The 15,659-nt window shown below is 63.8% G+C and carries 13 protein-coding genes; 5 read left to right on the top strand and 8 right to left on the bottom strand.

Annotated elements, in window-relative coordinates:
• Window positions 1-5 precede the first annotated feature (5 nt).
• From bioC to bioB, 3 genes are read right to left on the bottom strand one after another with little or no spacing between them, the layout of a single operon-like run.
• The gene (bioC, locus tag LVD12_RS15050; protein WP_237068546.1) at window positions 6-1,628 is read right to left on the bottom strand and encodes a malonyl-ACP O-methyltransferase BioC; all 1,623 of its coding nucleotides are present in this window, start codon (window positions 1,626-1,628) and stop codon (window positions 6-8) included.
• A complete protein-coding gene (bioF, locus tag LVD12_RS15045) occupies window positions 1,625-2,839 on the bottom strand; it encodes an 8-amino-7-oxononanoate synthase (RefSeq protein ID WP_237068545.1) in 1,215 nt (404 codons plus the stop codon). Before bioF ends, bioC begins: the two co-directional genes overlap by 4 nt.
• On the bottom strand, window positions 2,836-3,900 hold the full coding sequence (gene bioB / locus LVD12_RS15040) for a biotin synthase BioB (RefSeq protein WP_237068629.1): 1,065 nt from the start codon (window positions 3,898-3,900) through the stop codon (window positions 2,836-2,838). The genes bioF and bioB overlap by 4 nt, the downstream gene beginning before the upstream one ends.
• Before the next feature lie 335 nt (window positions 3,901-4,235).
• On the opposite strand from bioB, the gene LVD12_RS15035 reads away from it, so the two are divergent.
• From LVD12_RS15035 to LVD12_RS15015, 5 genes are all read left to right on the top strand, one after another.
• On the top strand, window positions 4,236-4,724 hold the full coding sequence (locus tag LVD12_RS15035; protein WP_237068544.1) for a ComF family protein: 489 nt from the start codon (window positions 4,236-4,238) through the stop codon (window positions 4,722-4,724).
• Window positions 4,725-4,928: 204 nt separating this feature from the next.
• The gene (locus LVD12_RS15030) at window positions 4,929-6,074 is read left to right on the top strand and encodes a beta-ketoacyl-ACP synthase III (protein ID WP_237068543.1); all 1,146 of its coding nucleotides are present in this window, start codon (window positions 4,929-4,931) and stop codon (window positions 6,072-6,074) included.
• 346 nt (window positions 6,075-6,420) lie between these two features.
• The gene (gene alaE / locus LVD12_RS15025) at window positions 6,421-6,924 is read left to right on the top strand and encodes an L-alanine exporter AlaE (protein WP_237068542.1); all 504 of its coding nucleotides are present in this window, start codon (window positions 6,421-6,423) and stop codon (window positions 6,922-6,924) included.
• Window positions 6,925-7,197: 273 nt separating this feature from the next.
• Window positions 7,198-8,187 carry a coiled-coil domain-containing protein gene (locus LVD12_RS15020; protein ID WP_237068541.1) on the top strand — a complete coding sequence of 330 codons (990 nt, stop codon included), beginning with the start codon at window positions 7,198-7,200 and terminating at the stop codon, window positions 8,185-8,187.
• 74 nt (window positions 8,188-8,261) lie between these two features.
• Window positions 8,262-8,615, top strand: coding sequence for a DUF4870 family protein (locus tag LVD12_RS15015; protein ID WP_237068540.1), 354 nt, complete (start codon window positions 8,262-8,264; stop codon window positions 8,613-8,615).
• Between the two features lie 97 nt (window positions 8,616-8,712).
• On the opposite strand, the gene LVD12_RS15010 is transcribed toward LVD12_RS15015, so the two are convergent.
• The 5 genes from LVD12_RS15010 to LVD12_RS14990 form a co-directional block, all read right to left on the bottom strand.
• Window positions 8,713-9,960, bottom strand: a complete 1,248-nt coding sequence (locus LVD12_RS15010) for a DUF945 family protein (RefSeq protein WP_237068539.1) — start codon at window positions 9,958-9,960, stop codon at window positions 8,713-8,715.
• A gap of 129 nt (window positions 9,961-10,089) precedes the next feature.
• Window positions 10,090-11,004: a hydroxymethylglutaryl-CoA lyase gene (locus LVD12_RS15005; protein WP_237068538.1), complete on the bottom strand. Its 915-nt coding sequence runs from the start codon at window positions 11,002-11,004 to the stop codon at window positions 10,090-10,092.
• Complete coding sequence (locus tag LVD12_RS15000) at window positions 11,001-13,001, bottom strand: acetyl/propionyl/methylcrotonyl-CoA carboxylase subunit alpha (protein WP_237068537.1); 2,001 nt, start codon at window positions 12,999-13,001, stop codon at window positions 11,001-11,003. Before LVD12_RS15000 ends, LVD12_RS15005 begins: the two co-directional genes overlap by 4 nt.
• Before the next feature lie 15 nt (window positions 13,002-13,016).
• A complete protein-coding gene (locus LVD12_RS14995; RefSeq protein ID WP_237068536.1) occupies window positions 13,017-13,814 on the bottom strand; it encodes an enoyl-CoA hydratase/isomerase family protein in 798 nt (265 codons plus the stop codon).
• 46 nt (window positions 13,815-13,860) lie between these two features.
• Complete coding sequence (locus tag LVD12_RS14990) at window positions 13,861-15,468, bottom strand: carboxyl transferase domain-containing protein (RefSeq protein WP_237068535.1); 1,608 nt, start codon at window positions 15,466-15,468, stop codon at window positions 13,861-13,863.
• Between the last annotated feature and the right edge of the window lie 191 nt (window positions 15,469-15,659).

Genomic DNA, 15,659 nt, shown 5'->3' with positions numbered 1-15,659 from the left:
CGGTCTCAGCTGCCAAGCTCATAGACGCCGGCCCCTGTGCCGGCGTCTGCCGTTCTATCCACACCGCTGGCCTGTTCCGTTGTCTCGCCACGGTGTGCAGTGCAGTGCAGGTCCAGGTAGATGACCTCGTAACTGGCCGGCAATCCGGTGGCGGTGCGCCAGGGCTCGTAGGCCCGCGACAACCGGCGCAGGCGATCGCGGCCGGTGAGCCCCCGGCCTGCGCCGCGATTGACGTTGTGGGCACCGATGCGTTTCAGGTCCCGCATCAACTCCACTGCCGTGGCGTAATGCAGTACCCGCTCCTCCACGCCCCGGATCCCACCCAGACCCGCCGCCCGTGCCGCTGCAGACCATTCATCCGCCGAGAGAAAACGGTTTACATGGACACCGTCGTCCACAGAAGCCCAGGCCGCCTTCAGCTCCCGAAGAGTACCGGGCCCCAGCGTGGACACCAGCAGTCTCCCGCCCGGCGCCACAACCCGCTGCAGTTCGGCAAAGAGTTGCGGCAGCCGGTAGCACCACTGCAGCGCCATGCTGGAGAAAACCAGGTCAAAGCTGTCATCGGCCAGCGGCAGCTGCTCCGCATCGGCAGCGATGTAGCCATCAGCGGCCGGCCGACGCTCGCGGGCATAGGCCAGCATGCCCTCGGCCAGGTCCAGGGCGATGATCTCCGCGAAGGGAAACCGCTGGCGCAACAGTTCACTGCCGTAGCCGGTGCCACTGCCCAGGTCGAGAATGCGCCGCGGCTCGGTGCCCTCCGGCAAGCTGGCGAGCAGGTGCCGGCAGACGGCACGCTGCAGGTGGGCGGCGGCGTCATAGTCGGCTGCGGCGCGGCCAAACGAGCGAGCGACCGCCTGCTTGGCAAACGGCTCTGCCACCTCGGCTGCACTTTGGTCAGCGGTGTGCGCCCGCACAAACTGTTCGATGGTGGCTCCGAGCAACCGGGGTTGGCCCAATGGCAACACATGCCCGGCAGCACTGATCACCTCTGTCGGCACTCCCAGCGAGTTCAGCGCGTCGGCGCTGTCGGCAGGCACCAGGGCATCCCCTTCAGCCAGCAGATGCAACTGTGGTTTCTCCAGCTGCTGCAACGTCTCCCGGTTGTCCAGCTGCCCCAGGCAACGCAGTGCTGAAACCCAGGCATCCCCCATCGCTTCGGGTGCCAGCCCGCGAAGTTGTTTCAGCAGGGCCCGCGCATTGCGGTCCCCCTGCACCTGCAGGCCGCAAAAGCGCAACCAGGTTTTTTCCCCAGACTGGGCAAATGAATGGTAGAAAGCCTCGAACACACTCGGTGCCATGCCCGGCCAGCCCGGCGCGGCGGTAAAACGTGCGTTGGCGGCCAGGGTGATTACGCCGGCGACCCGATCGCTCCGGGCTGCCAGGCGCACGGCCAGCATACCCCCGAGGGAATGGCCCATCAGAAGGCTGCCGGCGGGAATCCGCTCATTGAGTTCATCGAGCAGGGCGCTTGTCTCCGGCCAGGCTTCGCGGTGTCGCGCACCGAAACCCGGCAGTTCCAGCACGCTGACCGGGAGTGCCAGTCGCTTTTCAAGCTCGGCCTGCAGCGGTGCCCAGAGGCGCCCGTCGCAGCCCCAGCCATGCAGCAAAACCAGATGTTGGAACTTCACGGAGATACCCCGTCGGCCACAGTCTGCCCGGGTACCGTTGCGGCAAGTGCGGTTGCGAGGGCATCGAGCAGGGCTTCGATCTGTGCGCCGCTGTGAGCGGCACTCAGGGTGATACGCAGGCGCGCCGTGCCCGCTGGCACCGTGGGTGGACGGATGGCGCCCACCAGGAACCCGCGCGAAGCCAGCTCTGCGGCGACGGTCATCACGGCCTGTTCAGCGCCCAGCAACAGGGGCTGGATCGCGCTGGTGCTGTCGCAGAGCGGCAGACCGCGCTCAGCGGCACCACGGCGGAAGTGGGCGATATTGTTACCGAGGCGCTGCCGCAGCTCTGGCTGCCGCTGCATGATTCGCACCGCAGCCAGGGCTCCGGCAGCAACTGCCGGCGGCATGCCGGTGGTATAGATATAGGTGCGGGCGAACTGCACCAGGTAATCGATCAGCTCACGGGAACCCGCCACGAAGGCACCGGCATTGCCCGCTGCCTTGCCCAGGGTCCCCATCAGCACCGGCACCTCCTCCTCGCCGAGACCAGCCGCAGCCACGCTGCCGCCGACCGGCAGTATGTCGCTGCCCATGACACCGAAGCCGTGAGCCTCGTCCACCATCAGCCAGGCACCGTACTGACGGCACAGCCGGGCGACCTCCGCCAGCGGGGCACAGTCGCCGTCCATGCTGTAGACACCGTCCACCGCCACCAGGGTGTTGCCGCCGGCGGCCGGTGCGCGCACCAGCTGGCGCTCCAGCGCCGCGGTATCACTGTGGGCGAAGCGCAGGCTGTCGGCGCGGGACAGGCGCGCACCGTCGATCAGCGAGGCGTGGTTGAGCTTGTCGGAAACGATACTGTCGCCGCGACCGATCAGGGCGCAGATGGTGCCCATATTGGCGGCGTAGCCGCTGGAGAACACCAGCGCTGCCTCGCGCCCCGTCGCCGCCGCGATCTCTTCCTGCAGCTCCTCGTGGATCCGCAGGTGCCCGTTGACCAGGTGTGAGGCCGTGGCACCGGCACCCAGGCGCGCGCCTTCCTGCTGCGCCGCGATCACCTCCGGGTGGGTGGCCAGGCCGAGATAGTCATTGCTGCTGAAAGTGACCATCGGCAGGCCATCGACCACAGCGCCGGGGGTGGGCGCGGCGTCCAAGATCTTCAGCTGGCGGTAGAGCCCGCTTTCGCGACGCTGAGCGAGCCGTTTCTGCAGGGTGGCGCGGAGACTCATTTGGCCGCGTCGTAGAAGTAAGGATCGTTCTGCTGCTCGACGATACGGGAGGTCAGCTCTGCCTCCACCTCGGCCTCATCGGCATACTGCTGGTACTCTTCCGGCTGAATACCGAGGCGTGCAAACAGCTGCATGTCTTTATTGGCTTCCGGATTGCCGGTGGTGAGCAGTTTTTCGCCGTAGAAAATAGAGTTGGCACCGGCCAGAAAAGCCAGCGACTGCATCTCGTCATTCATGGCCTCGCGGCCCGCCGACAGGCGCACGTGGGATCTGGGCATCATGATGCGGGCCACGGCGATACAGCGGATAAACTCGAACGGATCCAGGTCTTTTTCCTGCTCCAGCGGCGTGCCCGCCACTTTCACCAGCATGTTGATGGGAACAGACTCCGGGTGCTCGGGCAGGTTGGCCAGCTGCATCAACAACCCGGCGCGATCCTTCTCCCCTTCGCCCATGCCGATGATGCCGCCGGCGCAGACTTTCATACCGGCCTGGCGTACGCGATCCAGGGTCTCCAGGCGATCCTGGTAGGTGCGGGTGGTGATGATCTCGCCGTAGTACTCGGCGGAGGTGTCGAGGTTGTGGTTGTAGTAGTCGAGGCCGGCATCCGCCAGCTCCTTCGCCTGGTCGTCGTTCAGCATGCCCAGGGTCATGCAGGTCTCCAGCCCCAGGGCCTTGACCTCGCGTACCATCTGGGTGACGTAGGGCATGTCCTTTTTCTTCGGCGAACGCCAGGCGGCGCCCATGCAGAATCGGGTGGCACCGCTGGCCTTGGCTGCGCGGGCCTCCTCCAGCACTTTCTCTACCTTCATCAGCTTTTCCCGCTCCAGGCCGGTGTCGTAACGGGCGCTCTGCGGGCAGTAGGCGCAGTCTTCCGGACAGGCGCCGGTTTTGATCGAGCAGAGGGTGCTCACCTGCACCCGGTTGGCATCGAAATGGGCGCGATGCACCTGCTGGGCGGTGAACAACAGGTCGTTGAAGGGCATGGCGAACAGCTCCAGCACCTGCTGGCGGGTCCAGTCGTGACGGCTCTCGAGGTAATTCACAGAAGCGGAAGGCATTTGCTGGGTGGCGGTCACTGGGGGTAGTCTCCCTGGTTCATTGTTGTGGTCCGGCGCAGGCGCGGCGATTGTTGGGAATTTCGCCAGTGTAGCGGCGGGCCGGTCACTGTCAACCGAGCGACCAGGGAATGGTTTACAGCGATTGGCGACACTCCACACTGCTGCGCTGTGTCCTCTGCGGCGGCTGTGCTGAACCGCGCTTCGGGCTCTGCTCCGGCTGCGCCCGGGATCTGCCGCGCCTCGACAGCGCCTGCGCGACCTGCGCCATACCGCTACCGCCCGTGCCAGCCGGGCCCACGCGGCAGTGTCCCGCCTGCCAATCCCGGCCGCCAGCCATGGCGGCGAGCCGCTGTGCCTGGCTGTATGGCTTTCCGGTGAGCCCGCTGATCCAGCGGTTCAAGTACGAGGGCGACCTGGGGGCTGGCCACGCCCTAGCCAGCCTCGCGGCCGAATCACTGGCAGGGATGGCCGAATCACTGGACCTGCTGGTGCCGATGCCCCTGCACTGGCGCCGATTCTGGCAGCGCGGCTTCAACCAGGCGCAATTACTGGCCGAGACATTCAGCCGCGCCTGGCAGCTGCCCACCCTTCCCCGGACCCTGCGTAAGTGCCGTGCGAGCGACCGCCAGCAATCCCTGCAACGCCGCCAGCGCCTGCGCAATCTCTCCGGCAGTTTCCTCGTCCGCGGTGACGTCGCCGGCCAGCGGATTGGGCTGGTGGACGATGTCATCACCACCGGTGCCACCATGGAAACGGCAGCCAACGCCCTGCTTGCAGCCGGAGCTTCCCGGGTCGTGGCCCTCGCCCTGGCCAGAACCCCCTGATTACTGGCTGGCAGCAACGCCCGCAAAGTAGACCGAAACTGGCATTCCCGTCACAATACGCGCCATTTTTCGCCCGCGCTGCCCTACCCCGAAACCCAGCGTGACGCGTCGAGGATTTCCGCGGTCCGCCCGTTCGGACTGCTAAGGTTTTTATTAATGACTAAGGGCTCGCGAGCCGTCGACCGGCGAGCCGAGGATTCAGCGATGACAGAATTTAAGTTGCCGCGCGGTATCGTGATCAGCGGCACCGGACTGTGGACGCCGCCAGATGCCATCAGCAACGAAGAACTGGTGGAGGCCTACAACAGTTATGCCGAGCGCTTCAACGAGCGCCACGCAGCGGAAATCGAAGCCGGGGACATGGCGGCAAAACCGCTGTCTTCGGCGGAGTTCATCGAGAAGGCCTCTGGCATCAAGAACCGCTACGTGATCAGCCGCGAGGGTATCCTCGATCCTGGCCGGATGCGCCCCTACCTGCCCGAACGACCCGATGAGGAGATCAGCCTGCAGGCGGAAATGGGTCTCAAGGCCGCCAAGCTGGCGCTGCAGAAAGCCGGCAAGACGCCGGCGGACATCGACGCGGTGATCGTCGGTGCCTCCTATATGCAGCGGGCCTATCCGGCTATTGCCATCGAGATCCAGGGGGCGCTGGGCATCGATGGCTTTGCGTTCGATATGGAAGTGGCCTGTTCTTCTGCCACTTTCTCCCTGCAACGGGCCTTGGATGCCGTGGCCGCCGGTTCCGCGCGCTCGGTGCTGGTGATCAACCCGGAGCTGGCCTCACCGCAGATCGATTTCACCGATCGCGACAGCCACTTCATCTTCGGTGATGTGGCCGTGGCCAGCGTGGTGGAGAGACGGGACACCTGTGCAGTGGACAGCGCCTGGGAAGTACTCAGCACCCGCGCCCAGACAGTCTTCTCCAACAACATCCGCTCCAACTTCGGCTATACCGCCCGCGCCGCCGATGTGGACCCCTTTGGACCCGGCAAACTGTTCCGCCAGAACGGCCGCAAGGTATTCAAGGAAGTCTGCCCAATGGCGGCCGCCCATATCGAGGAGCATGTAAGGAGCGCAGGCACTGAGCCGGCGGAGGTGAACCGTTACTGGCTGCACCAGGCCAACATCAATATGAACAACCTGATCGCCAGGAAGCTGATGGGGGATGATGCCAGCGAGGAGCGGGCACCCATCGTGCTGGATCGCTACGCGAACACCGGCTGTGCCGGCTCGGTGATCGCCTTCAACCTGTACAGCGATGACCTGGCGGAGGGCGATCGCGGCGTGATCTGCTCTTTCGGCGCCGGTTACTCGATCGGCAGCCTGGTCGTGGAGAAAGTGAGCCTCTGACCTGCCGTGGCCCCGGGGAACCCTCCGGGGCTCCCCCGCCCCCCAGCTCCTCCGACAAGCACCTTTCCGGAAAATTCTCCCTTCCGTTCCTTCCCCCCGGTATGCAAAGGCTGATTCGCCGCCTCGAACCTCCTGTTCCAATCGCCACGCGGAGCGGGCTGTATTTTAGAACAAAGAGCCTACGCGGGAGGCCCAAATGGGCAGAATGCCATCATCACTTACCGCTCCATACAAAATACTCATACTACTTTTAATAAATTTATAACAATATCAATCTAGCATTCGGCGAAACTGTAGATATAATCGCCACCCTGTTCAAAACCACGTCGATGAGATAGCTGTTCCCATGTCGCCGCCGATCATTGCACCGCCCATTGAGACTGAGAAACCCGCTGCTCCGGCGCCGACGCTCTGCCGTCGCCGGGAGCTGTTGCTCGACATCTTCGCCATGAACAGCTTCTCCTGGGCCATTGCCATTCCCATCGAGCTGCTGCTGGCGGGCATGAGCCTGCAGGAGCACCTGCAGGTGCGCCTACTGGCCATCATTTTCAACACCCTGATTGCCCGCCCCTTCGGACTCTACCGCCTGTGGGTCTATGGCAGGATTCCCGGGCAGGGACGGCTGCACGCCTACCTGGTGGACACTTTCGTATTCCTGAGTTTTCAGCTGCCCCTGTACACCGCCAACATGCTGCTGGGCGGCGCCAGCTGGGTGGAGATTGCCACGGCGAGCACCACTTTCATGTTGCTGGCCGGCGCCATGGGCCGGCCGTACGGCATCTATCTCGACTGGTTGCGCCGTCATTGGATCAGGCGGCGCCTCCACAGTCAGTCGCGGGCACTCGCCTGATAGCACGGCGTTTCCACCAGGGTGTCAGAGAATTTCGGCTATCTTTAGGGCGAGCCGACAGGGACGGGGCAATAATCCAGGCGAGCTCTCAGGACTGTTCATTGATCCAGGCCCCCCACCAGTAACCCCGCCCAACCGGCTCCGACGTGCGCACAATTCCCTTGTGTTGCACGGCCAATTGCAGTATCAAGCACGCGAGGGTCAGGCTGTACCGTTTGACCCGGTTAGTCATTGATGGGCCGCAGGAACTGGCCCTGCCAGATGGTGACAAGGATGAATAAACACCATTTTTCCGTGGGCGCGGGTAGCCTCCCACGCCCGTTGCCCGTGGGCATCGCTACCGCTGCTTTCCTCGCAGTGCCATCCCTTTCCTTTGCCCACAATCCGCCCGATGTCGATGCCGGAACGGTGCCAATGCTCTGGGCTGCCAGTCTTCTCGCAGCACTGCTGGTTACCCTGACCATCGGCGTCCTGCTGTGGCTGCGGCTGCGGCAGCAGGTGAGATCGATTGCCGGACGCCTGGCAAAACTGCAGTCCGAACGCGACAGGCTCGACGGGCAGTTGCGCCACTACGGCCGGGAAATCAAAGAGCGCGACAAGAAGCTGTCAGAAGCAACCCGCCGCGTCAGTGAGCTGCGCCAATCCAAGGATGACCTGCAGGCAGTGATTGGCCATCAGTTACGGCGGCCACTGGAAAACCTGCGCGAGACTCTGCAGCGGCTTACCATCAGCGCCCAGGGAGACAGCGCCACCCTGGCGGAAAGGGCCCGCAGCCAACTGCAGCCGATCGTGCGATCCCTGGACCAGATCCAGCGACTCGGCAGGGTACAGACAGTGGCGGTGGCCAGCGCTCCGCAGGCCGCAACAACAGAAACGATTGATGTAGAGTCGCTGAGGGTACTGAACCTGCAGGCGCTGGAGCGCAAGCGCGCCACGCTTGGTCACCAGCCGTTTGCCGACCTCATCAACCGCCACTCTGCCGGCCTGCCCAAGAAAATTACTGAACTCACCAGTGCCCTGACCGGCCGGCACTGGCTGGATGCGGAAAAACTGGCACTGGTCATCGCCGCCAACTCAGAGGAAATCGGTCTGGATGCCATCGCGGGTCACCTCCGCAACCTGGCTGCCCAGCTCGGCATCGACAGCGAGCGTGAGCGCTGTCGCCAGCAACGCACAGAACTGCTCAACCTGATGCGTGTTTCGATTCAGCAGCTGCAGGAGTGGAAAAGCAGTAATCTGCATACCGAGTGGGCGCTGCGATAAACGGCCACCGCGGTCGCTTGCAATGCCGGCCGGCGACCGCACAATAGGTCTTTTGAACCGTTGCGAGAGAGCCCATGCCCGAGCAGTACCCCGTAAAAACCCCGGAAGCCCGCGAGCAATCAGGACGGGACCTGGCCACCCTGGTCTACCTGATCCAGGCCATCAGCCTGTTCACGGCGGTGCCGTTTTTCATCGGTGTGATCATCAACTACGCCAAGCGCGGCGACGTGCGGGGCACCCTGGCGGAATCCCATTTTCGCTGGCAGATCCGCACCTTCTGGTTCAGCATCCTGTGGTTCGTGGTGGGCTGGGCAACCGTGTGGATTTTTGGCCTGGGCTTCCTGATCCTGGGCATCAGCTGGATCTGGGTGGTGTACCGGGTCATCCGTGGCTGGCTGGTGCTGGCGGACAATCGCCCTGCCTATTGAGGATCAGCTTGCACAACTTCAAAACCAACGCCAGAACGGAAAACGCCGGTTCTCAAGCCGGCGTTTTTTGTCTTTCGGTGCGGACATCCCACGGTCGTTAAAACTGGCCGGTAATCGCCATCAGGAACAGATCCGGCGGCAATGGCTGGCCGTTGACCTTCAGCTCTCCGCGATCCACTTCCAACAGCATCTGCAGTTCACCATCGCGCTCTTCCAGCAGCCCGTACTTGCGCAGCAGCAGCGCCTGGCCGATCAGCGGCGACTGCAACAAGGCGGGCTCCGCTGCCGATAGTGTCATTGTGCCAGTCATGGGAGTCAGCCACTGGCCCGGGGCCTGGCTCACCGGCCGCGCACCGGTGCGAAAGCCGCGCCAGTTGATGTCAGCATTCATTGTGATCGGGCCATTGGCCGATTCCACCTGCAGCTGCTGCTGCCCGGCGAGCGGTGGCTCAAACACCTGCTGCCACTGGCGCTCACCGGAAGCCGGCACCAGTTGTGCCAGGTAGTGCAGCAACACCGCAGGAGTCGCCCTGGGGATTCTGATGCGCTGGTTGACCGCATTGACCGGTGTCGCTGACTGCACCTGCGGCGCCGCCAGCTCGCTTTCCCACTGCCAGTGGCCGGCATCCACTCTCGTCAGTGCCAGATTCAGCGCCACCTGCCGAAGCTCCAGCGGGCCGGATTCCGTGTCGGCTTTCAGCAGCGGCCAGTTCAGGCCGCCCTCCAGCGAACACCCGGGCACAATGGCCAGCTCGCCAGTGGCCGGCGCGCTGTAAAACTTTTCCCGGCCACCCGCACTATGGCGAATACCACCCAGTTGAACGGTGCCATCCAGCACGGCCCCGGAGTAGTCGGTCTGGAACTGCAGTTCCGCCCCTTCGAATTGCAACTCGCCGCCGGCGTCACTGCGGACGAAAGACTCGAGGTGCAGGGTGTTCTCAATATTGTTGTCCATGCCCACGACCGTCTCCAGTCGCAGCGGGCTGTGGGCAAGGCGGCCGTAGAGCCCTTCAAGTTGTGTGCGCAAAGCGGCGGGGAGATGCTCCGGGACCAGCGTGGTCACGCTGTAGACCGCCCCGAGACGCGGTCCACTGGCAGTAAAAAGCAGCGGTCCATGCTGGATCTCGCTGTGCAGTTCCGTCGCCCCCTCTGTACCGGTAATCCGCGTGCGCGCCTCGGCCCCGAACCAGCCCCGTTGATAGTCCGTAGCCTCGGCACCCTGGAGGTTGGCCAGCTGCTGTTGCCAGATATCTTCCACACGGGGGGCGATGACACCGGGCGCCACAAGCGCAGCCAGCAACAGAAGCCCGGCAAGTACGAGAAAGAGATTGCGCAGTATTTTCATAGAGGTAGACAGGTCGGCACTGAATTCTTGATGCCGATGGTAACAGATTCCCCGTGACGGCAAGGTGAACACCAAACCGTGACTGCCAGGCTCACAGTGGCAGTCACGAGGGTGACGAATACATCCCGATCACGCGGGCGACATCGCCCGGGCAACCCGCGAGCTACTCTCACGGCCGAGTTCGGCGGAAATGAAGTTGCCCGCCGCCACCAGCTTATCCAGATCCACCCCGGTGTCGATCCCCAGACCCTGCAGGAGGTAGAGCACATCCTCACTGGCCACGTTGCCGGAGGCACCCCGCGCGTAGGGACAGCCGCCCAGTCCGGCCACGGCGGAGTCCACCACTGCCACCCCCATTTGCAGGGCAGCGTAGATGTTTGCCAGCGCCTGACCGTAGGTATCGTGGAAATGCACAGCCAGTTTCTCCACCGGAACCCGCGTGGCCACCCGCTCGATCATGCGCTTGGCACGCTCCGGCGTACCCACGCCGATGGTGTCGCCGAGGGAAATCTCGTAACAGCCCATTTCCAGTAGCGCGGCACTGACCTCCGCCACTTTTTCGGGGGAAATCTCACCTTCATAGGGGCACCCCAGTACGCAGGACACATAGCCGCGCACGGGGATGCCGTCTTTGGCAGCACGTTCCAGTAGCGGCGCAAAGCGCTCCAGGCTTTCCGCGATGGAGCAGTTGATGTTCTTCCGGGTAAACGCCTCCGAGGCGGCGCCAAACACGGCCACCTCATCGGCCCGTGCCTCCAGGGCGCGCTCATAGCCTTTCAGGTTTGGCGTGAGGGCACTGTAGGTCACCCCGCGCCTGCGCTCGATACCGGCCAGCACCTCCTCGCTGGACGCCATCTGCGGCACCCATTTCGGGCTCACGAAACTGCCGGTCTCGATGACCGGCAGGCCTGCGGCCGACAACCGGTCGATCAGGCCGATGCGCGTCGCAACCGAGATCGGCTGCTTCTCATTCTGCAGGCCATCCCTGGGCCCTACTTCCACCATCTTGACCTGCCGGGGCAGGTCCGGGTTTGCCGGGGTCATGACTGCTCCTCGCTTTCGAAGTCGACCAACAGGCTGCCGCCATCTACCAGGTCACCCTCCGCACAAAGGTATTGCTGCACCACGCCCGCCGCAGGCGCGCGCAGGGTGTGTTCCATCTTCATGGCTTCCATCACCAGCAGCGGCTGATTTTCCTCCACGCGGCTACCCGGTTCCGCCAGCAGCGCGATCACGGTGCCATTCATCGGCGCTTCCAGGCCCTCCGCATGCTGACCGCCCTCACCCAGGTCCGGTGGTAACACACGGAATTCCACCTGCCGGTCGGCCACGAACACCGCGCCGCCCTCGGCGGTATCGACGCTGGCGAAGCTCATGCGGCGGCCGTCGACCAGAGCCAGTTCACGACCGGGCAGCAGGCGGATCTCACCCCGCCCGGTGTCGCCGAGAACCGGGCAGTGCCAGGACACGGTCCCGTCACTCACTTCCGTCACCAGCTCTACATGGCGCCCGTGGATATCGACATTGTGTCGACGGCGTGCAGACAGTCCGCTGCGCCAGTTGTCGCCGGCATGCCATGGGGAGTGGCGGTCAGCGACCGGCGCCGCTGCGCGCAGGTCCCGTATTTCACGCTCGTGGAGGTAGGCCGCAATGCCGGCACACTCCAGCGGAGTAAGTGCCCGCTCCGCCTGCAACAGCTCGGATTCATGGTCTTCGATAAAGTGGGTGCTGACCCGGCCGGCGGCAAAGTCCTCCTGATTGATGACCCGGCGCAGGAAATCGATGTTGTGGCGCAATCCGGCGATCTGGTACTGGCCCAGCGCCCGGTCGAGCCTGGCCAGCGCCTCGCGGCGGTTGCGGCCGTGGCAGATCAGCTTGGCGATCATCGGGTCGTAGTGCACGCTGATCTCGTCGCCACTCTGTACCCCGGTGTCCACGCGCACAGACGCGCTCTCCTCCGGCGGGCGATGCCGTACCAGAGTGCCGGTGGCCGGCAGGAAATCGTTGTCCGGGTCTTCGGCATAAATCCGCACCTCGAAGGCATGGCCGTCGATGGCCAGCTCCTCCTGGCGTTTGGGCAGCGGCTCTCCGGCGGCCACGGCCAGCTGCCATGCCACCAGGTCCTGGCCGGAGATCATCTCGGTCACCGGGTGTTCCACCTGCAGGCGGGTGTTCATTTCCATGAAGTAGAAGCTGCCGTCGGCATCCAGCAGGAACTCGACGGTGCCTGCACCCTGGTAGCCGATGGCATGGGCTGCGCGCAGGGCGGCTTCCCCCATCTCGGCACGCAGTTCCTCGGACAGGCCCGGAGCGGGCGCCTCCTCCACCACTTTCTGGTGGCGACGCTGCACGGAGCAGTCCCGCTCGAACAGGTAAACGCCGTTGCCCTGCTGATCGCAGAACACCTGGATCTCTACATGGCGGGGGCTGACTACATAGCGCTCCAGCAACATCAGGTCATCGCTGAATGCATTCATGGCCTCACGCTTGGCCGCATCCAGAGCGCTGCGGAATTCCCCATGACTGTCGACCCGGCGCATGCCTTTGCCGCCGCCACCGGCGGCCGCCTTCAGCAGGATCGGGTAGCCGATCCGCTGCGCGTGCTCCTCGAGTACGGCGGGATCCTGTTCCTCGCCGTGATAGCCCGGCACCAGCGGCACCTTGGCCTCCTCCATGATGCGCTTGGCCGCGGACTTGGAACCCATGGCCTCGATCGCGGACGCCGGTGGGCCGACAAAAATAATACCGGCCTCCTGACAGGCCCGGCAGAAACCGGCGTTTTCTGAAAGGAAACCGTAACCGGGGTGAATGGCATCGGCATTGGTGCGCTTTGCAGCGTCGAGGACCCTGGCAACGTCCAGGTAGGAATCCCTCGCCGGAGCGGGCCCCAGACGCACCGCTTCATCTGCCAGCTGCACGTGCAGGGCATCGGCATCGGCATCGGAATAGACAGCGACGGTAGCAACGCCGAGACGGCGGGCGGTCTTGATGATGCGGCAGGCAATCTCGCCGCGGTTGGCTATCAACAGTTTGCGAATCATAGTGCGTCCGAAAAGTTATTCCTCGCCACTGCCCATCCAGCTGGGCGCCCGTTTTTCCAGAAAGGCACTGAGCCCCTCCTGCCCTTCCGGGGAAACCCGCACCGCTGCGATCAGCGCGCTGGTCTGGCCCTGCAGTTCCTCGTTGATCACCCGGTTGGACATGGACATGGCCAGCTGTTTGGCCATGGCGACCGCCCGTGGGCCATTGTCGACGATGGTGTTGACCAGCTTCTGTACTTCCAGATCCAGCTCGCCTTCCTGGCAGATCTCGGAGACCAGGCCAATTTCACGGGCGCGCTGCGCCGAAAAACGCTCCGCAGTGACGAAGTAGCGACGCGCATGGCGGGCGCCGATCGCGTTGATGACATACGGGCTGATGGTCGCGGGCAGCAAACCGATTTTCACTTCCGACAGGCAGAAGCTTGCACGCTCCGCAGCCACCGCCATATCGCAACAACTGACCAGGCCCACTGCGCCACCAAACGCCGCCCCCTGCACACGGGCGATAGTCGGTGCCGGAAAGGTATCGAGCTTGTGCAGCATCGCGGCCAGTGCGGCAGCATCCCGGCGGTTGTCCTCCTCGGAGTATTCCGCCATCCGCTTCATCCAGTTGAGGTCGGCACCGGCGGAAAAATTCTTGCCGTTGGAAGCGAGCACCAGTGCGCGGATCTCCGGCCGCTGAGCCAGGCTGTCAAAGGTTTCGCCCAACTGGCGGATCAGATCGTCATCGAATGCATTGTGAACATCCGGGCGATTGAGGGTGACCGTGGCAACGCCCTCGCTGTCGATTTCGGTCAGCAGTTTTTCACTCATGAATTTTCCTTGTTCCGTTTTGCGGACAGAATTTCTCACTCGGGCATTACATGCGGAAGACGCCGAAGCGGGTCTCCTCCGGCTCTTTGTGGGTGGCCGCAGCCAGGCACAGGCCGAGCACCCGGCGGGTATCCGCCGGGTCGATGACGCCGTCGTCCCACAGCCGCGCCGAGGCATAGTACGGGTGCCCCTGGTGCTCGTAGGTATCGACGATCGGCTTGCGGAACGCCTGTTCCTCCTCCTCACTCCAGCTCTCGCCGCGGGCAGCTTTCTGGTCCCGCTTGACCTGGGCCAGTACGCCGGCGGCCTGCTCGCCACCCATTACCGAAATGCGGGCATTGGGCCACATGAAGAGGAAATTCGGATCGTAGGCCCGACCGCACATACCGTAATTGCCGGCGCCGAAGGACCCGCCGATCAGGATGGTGATCTTGGGCACCTTGGCCGTTGCCACTGCAGTCACCATCTTGGCGCCGTGCTTGGCAATACCACCCGCCTCGTACTGCTTGCCCACCATAAACCCGGTGATGTTCTGCAGAAATACCAGCGGGATATTGCGCTGCGCACAGAGCTCAATAAAGTGCGCCCCTTTCTGCGCGCTCTCCGCAAACAGGATGCCGTTGTTGGCCACGATCCCCACCGGGTAGCCATGGATTCGGGCAAAACCAGTGACCAGGGTGGTGCCATACAGCGCCTTGAATTCATCGAACTCCGAGCCGTCCACGACCCGCGCGATGATCTCCCGCACGTCGTAGGGCTGGCGCGAGTCCGCCGGCACCACACCATAGATTTCTTCCGGCGGATAGATGGGCTCCACCGGTTCGCGGATATCCAGGCCGGGATTTTTCACCCGGTTCAGGCGCGCCACCGAACGTCGCGCCAGTTGCAGCGCGTGCACATCATTGTTGGCATAGTGGTCCGACACGCCGGAGGTGCGGCAGTGTACTTCCGCACCGCCCAGCTCTTCGGCCGACACTTCCTCACCCGTTGCCGCTTTCACCAGCGGCGGGCCGGCGAGGAAGATGGTGGCTTGCTCTTTCACCATGATGGACTCGTCCGCCATGGCGGGCACATAGGCTCCACCTGCGGTACAGCTGCCCATCACCACGGCAATCTGCGGGATATTTTTTGCAGAGAGGTTGGCCTGGTTGAAGAAGATGCGGCCGAAGTGCTCGCGATCAGGAAACACCTCATCCTGGCGCGGCAGGTTGGCACCGCCGGAGTCCACCAGGTAAATACAGGGCAGGTTGTTCTGCTCGGCAACGGTCTGCGCCCGCAGGTGCTTCTTGACCGTCAGCGGGTAATAGGTACCACCTTTCACCGTCGCATCGTTGGCAACGATCACACAGGGCTGGCCGGAGACGGTGCCAATACCGGTGATGATGCCGGCGGCGGGCACGTCTTCCCCATAGACCCCGTAGGCAGCGAGCTGGGATAGCTCCAGAAAGGGACTGCCCGGGTCCAGCAGCGCATCGATACGGTCCCGCGGCAGCAGCTTGCCCCGGGAAAGATGTTTTTCCCGCGCCCGCTCACCACCGCCCTGTGCGATGGTCTCCAGCTTGGCTTTCAGGTCCGCAACCACTGCCTGCATTTTTTCGCGATTGCTGGCGAAGGCTTCGTCGCGCGTGTTGATCTTGCTCTGTAGCTGATTCATAGGTGTTGGCTTGCTGGTGGCAATGTTCTTGTACGTTTGGTGGCGCCCTCGCCGCCGGAGCCCCATCCGGGACACGCCGTGAATGCATCCCTGCAGGCTCTCTGCGGCCATCCATGGCCGCCGAAGGTCCCGGATGGGGCTCCGGCAGCGAGCGCTTTGCAGCTGGGCCACCATCTCGATCGACGATGATG

This window comes from Microbulbifer guangxiensis (assembly GCF_021729075.1).
Classification (GTDB): domain Bacteria; phylum Pseudomonadota; class Gammaproteobacteria; order Pseudomonadales; family Cellvibrionaceae; genus Microbulbifer; species Microbulbifer guangxiensis.
Note: the sequence above shows the minus strand (reverse complement) of the source record. Positions and strands in the feature narration are given on the sequence as shown.

What these genes read in the sequence shown, in the direction of transcription:
- LVD12_RS15020 (WP_237068541.1), top strand. Translation starts at nt 7,198, where the DNA reads ATGAATAAACACCATTTTTCCGTGGGCGCGGGTAGCCTCCCACGCCCG.
- LVD12_RS15015 (WP_237068540.1), top strand. Translation starts at nt 8,262, where the DNA reads ATGCCCGAGCAGTACCCCGTAAAAACCCCGGAAGCCCGCGAGCAATCA.
- alaE (WP_237068542.1), top strand. Translation starts at nt 6,421, where the DNA reads ATGTCGCCGCCGATCATTGCACCGCCCATTGAGACTGAGAAACCCGCT.
- LVD12_RS15005 (WP_237068538.1), bottom strand. Translation starts at nt 11,004, where the DNA reads ATGACCCCGGCAAACCCGGACCTGCCCCGGCAGGTCAAGATGGTGGAA.
- LVD12_RS15030 (WP_237068543.1), top strand. Translation starts at nt 4,929, where the DNA reads ATGACAGAATTTAAGTTGCCGCGCGGTATCGTGATCAGCGGCACCGGA.
- LVD12_RS14995 (WP_237068536.1), bottom strand. Translation starts at nt 13,814, where the DNA reads ATGAGTGAAAAACTGCTGACCGAAATCGACAGCGAGGGCGTTGCCACG.
- LVD12_RS15000 (WP_237068537.1), bottom strand. Translation starts at nt 13,001, where the DNA reads ATGATTCGCAAACTGTTGATAGCCAACCGCGGCGAGATTGCCTGCCGC.
- bioF (WP_237068545.1), bottom strand. Translation starts at nt 2,839, where the DNA reads ATGAGTCTCCGCGCCACCCTGCAGAAACGGCTCGCTCAGCGTCGCGAA.
- LVD12_RS14990 (WP_237068535.1), bottom strand. Translation starts at nt 15,468, where the DNA reads ATGAATCAGCTACAGAGCAAGATCAACACGCGCGACGAAGCCTTCGCC.
- LVD12_RS15010 (WP_237068539.1), bottom strand. Translation starts at nt 9,960, where the DNA reads ATGAAAATACTGCGCAATCTCTTTCTCGTACTTGCCGGGCTTCTGTTG.
- bioB (WP_237068629.1), bottom strand. Translation starts at nt 3,900, where the DNA reads ATGCCTTCCGCTTCTGTGAATTACCTCGAGAGCCGTCACGACTGGACC.
- LVD12_RS15035 (WP_237068544.1), top strand. Translation starts at nt 4,236, where the DNA reads ATGGCGGCGAGCCGCTGTGCCTGGCTGTATGGCTTTCCGGTGAGCCCG.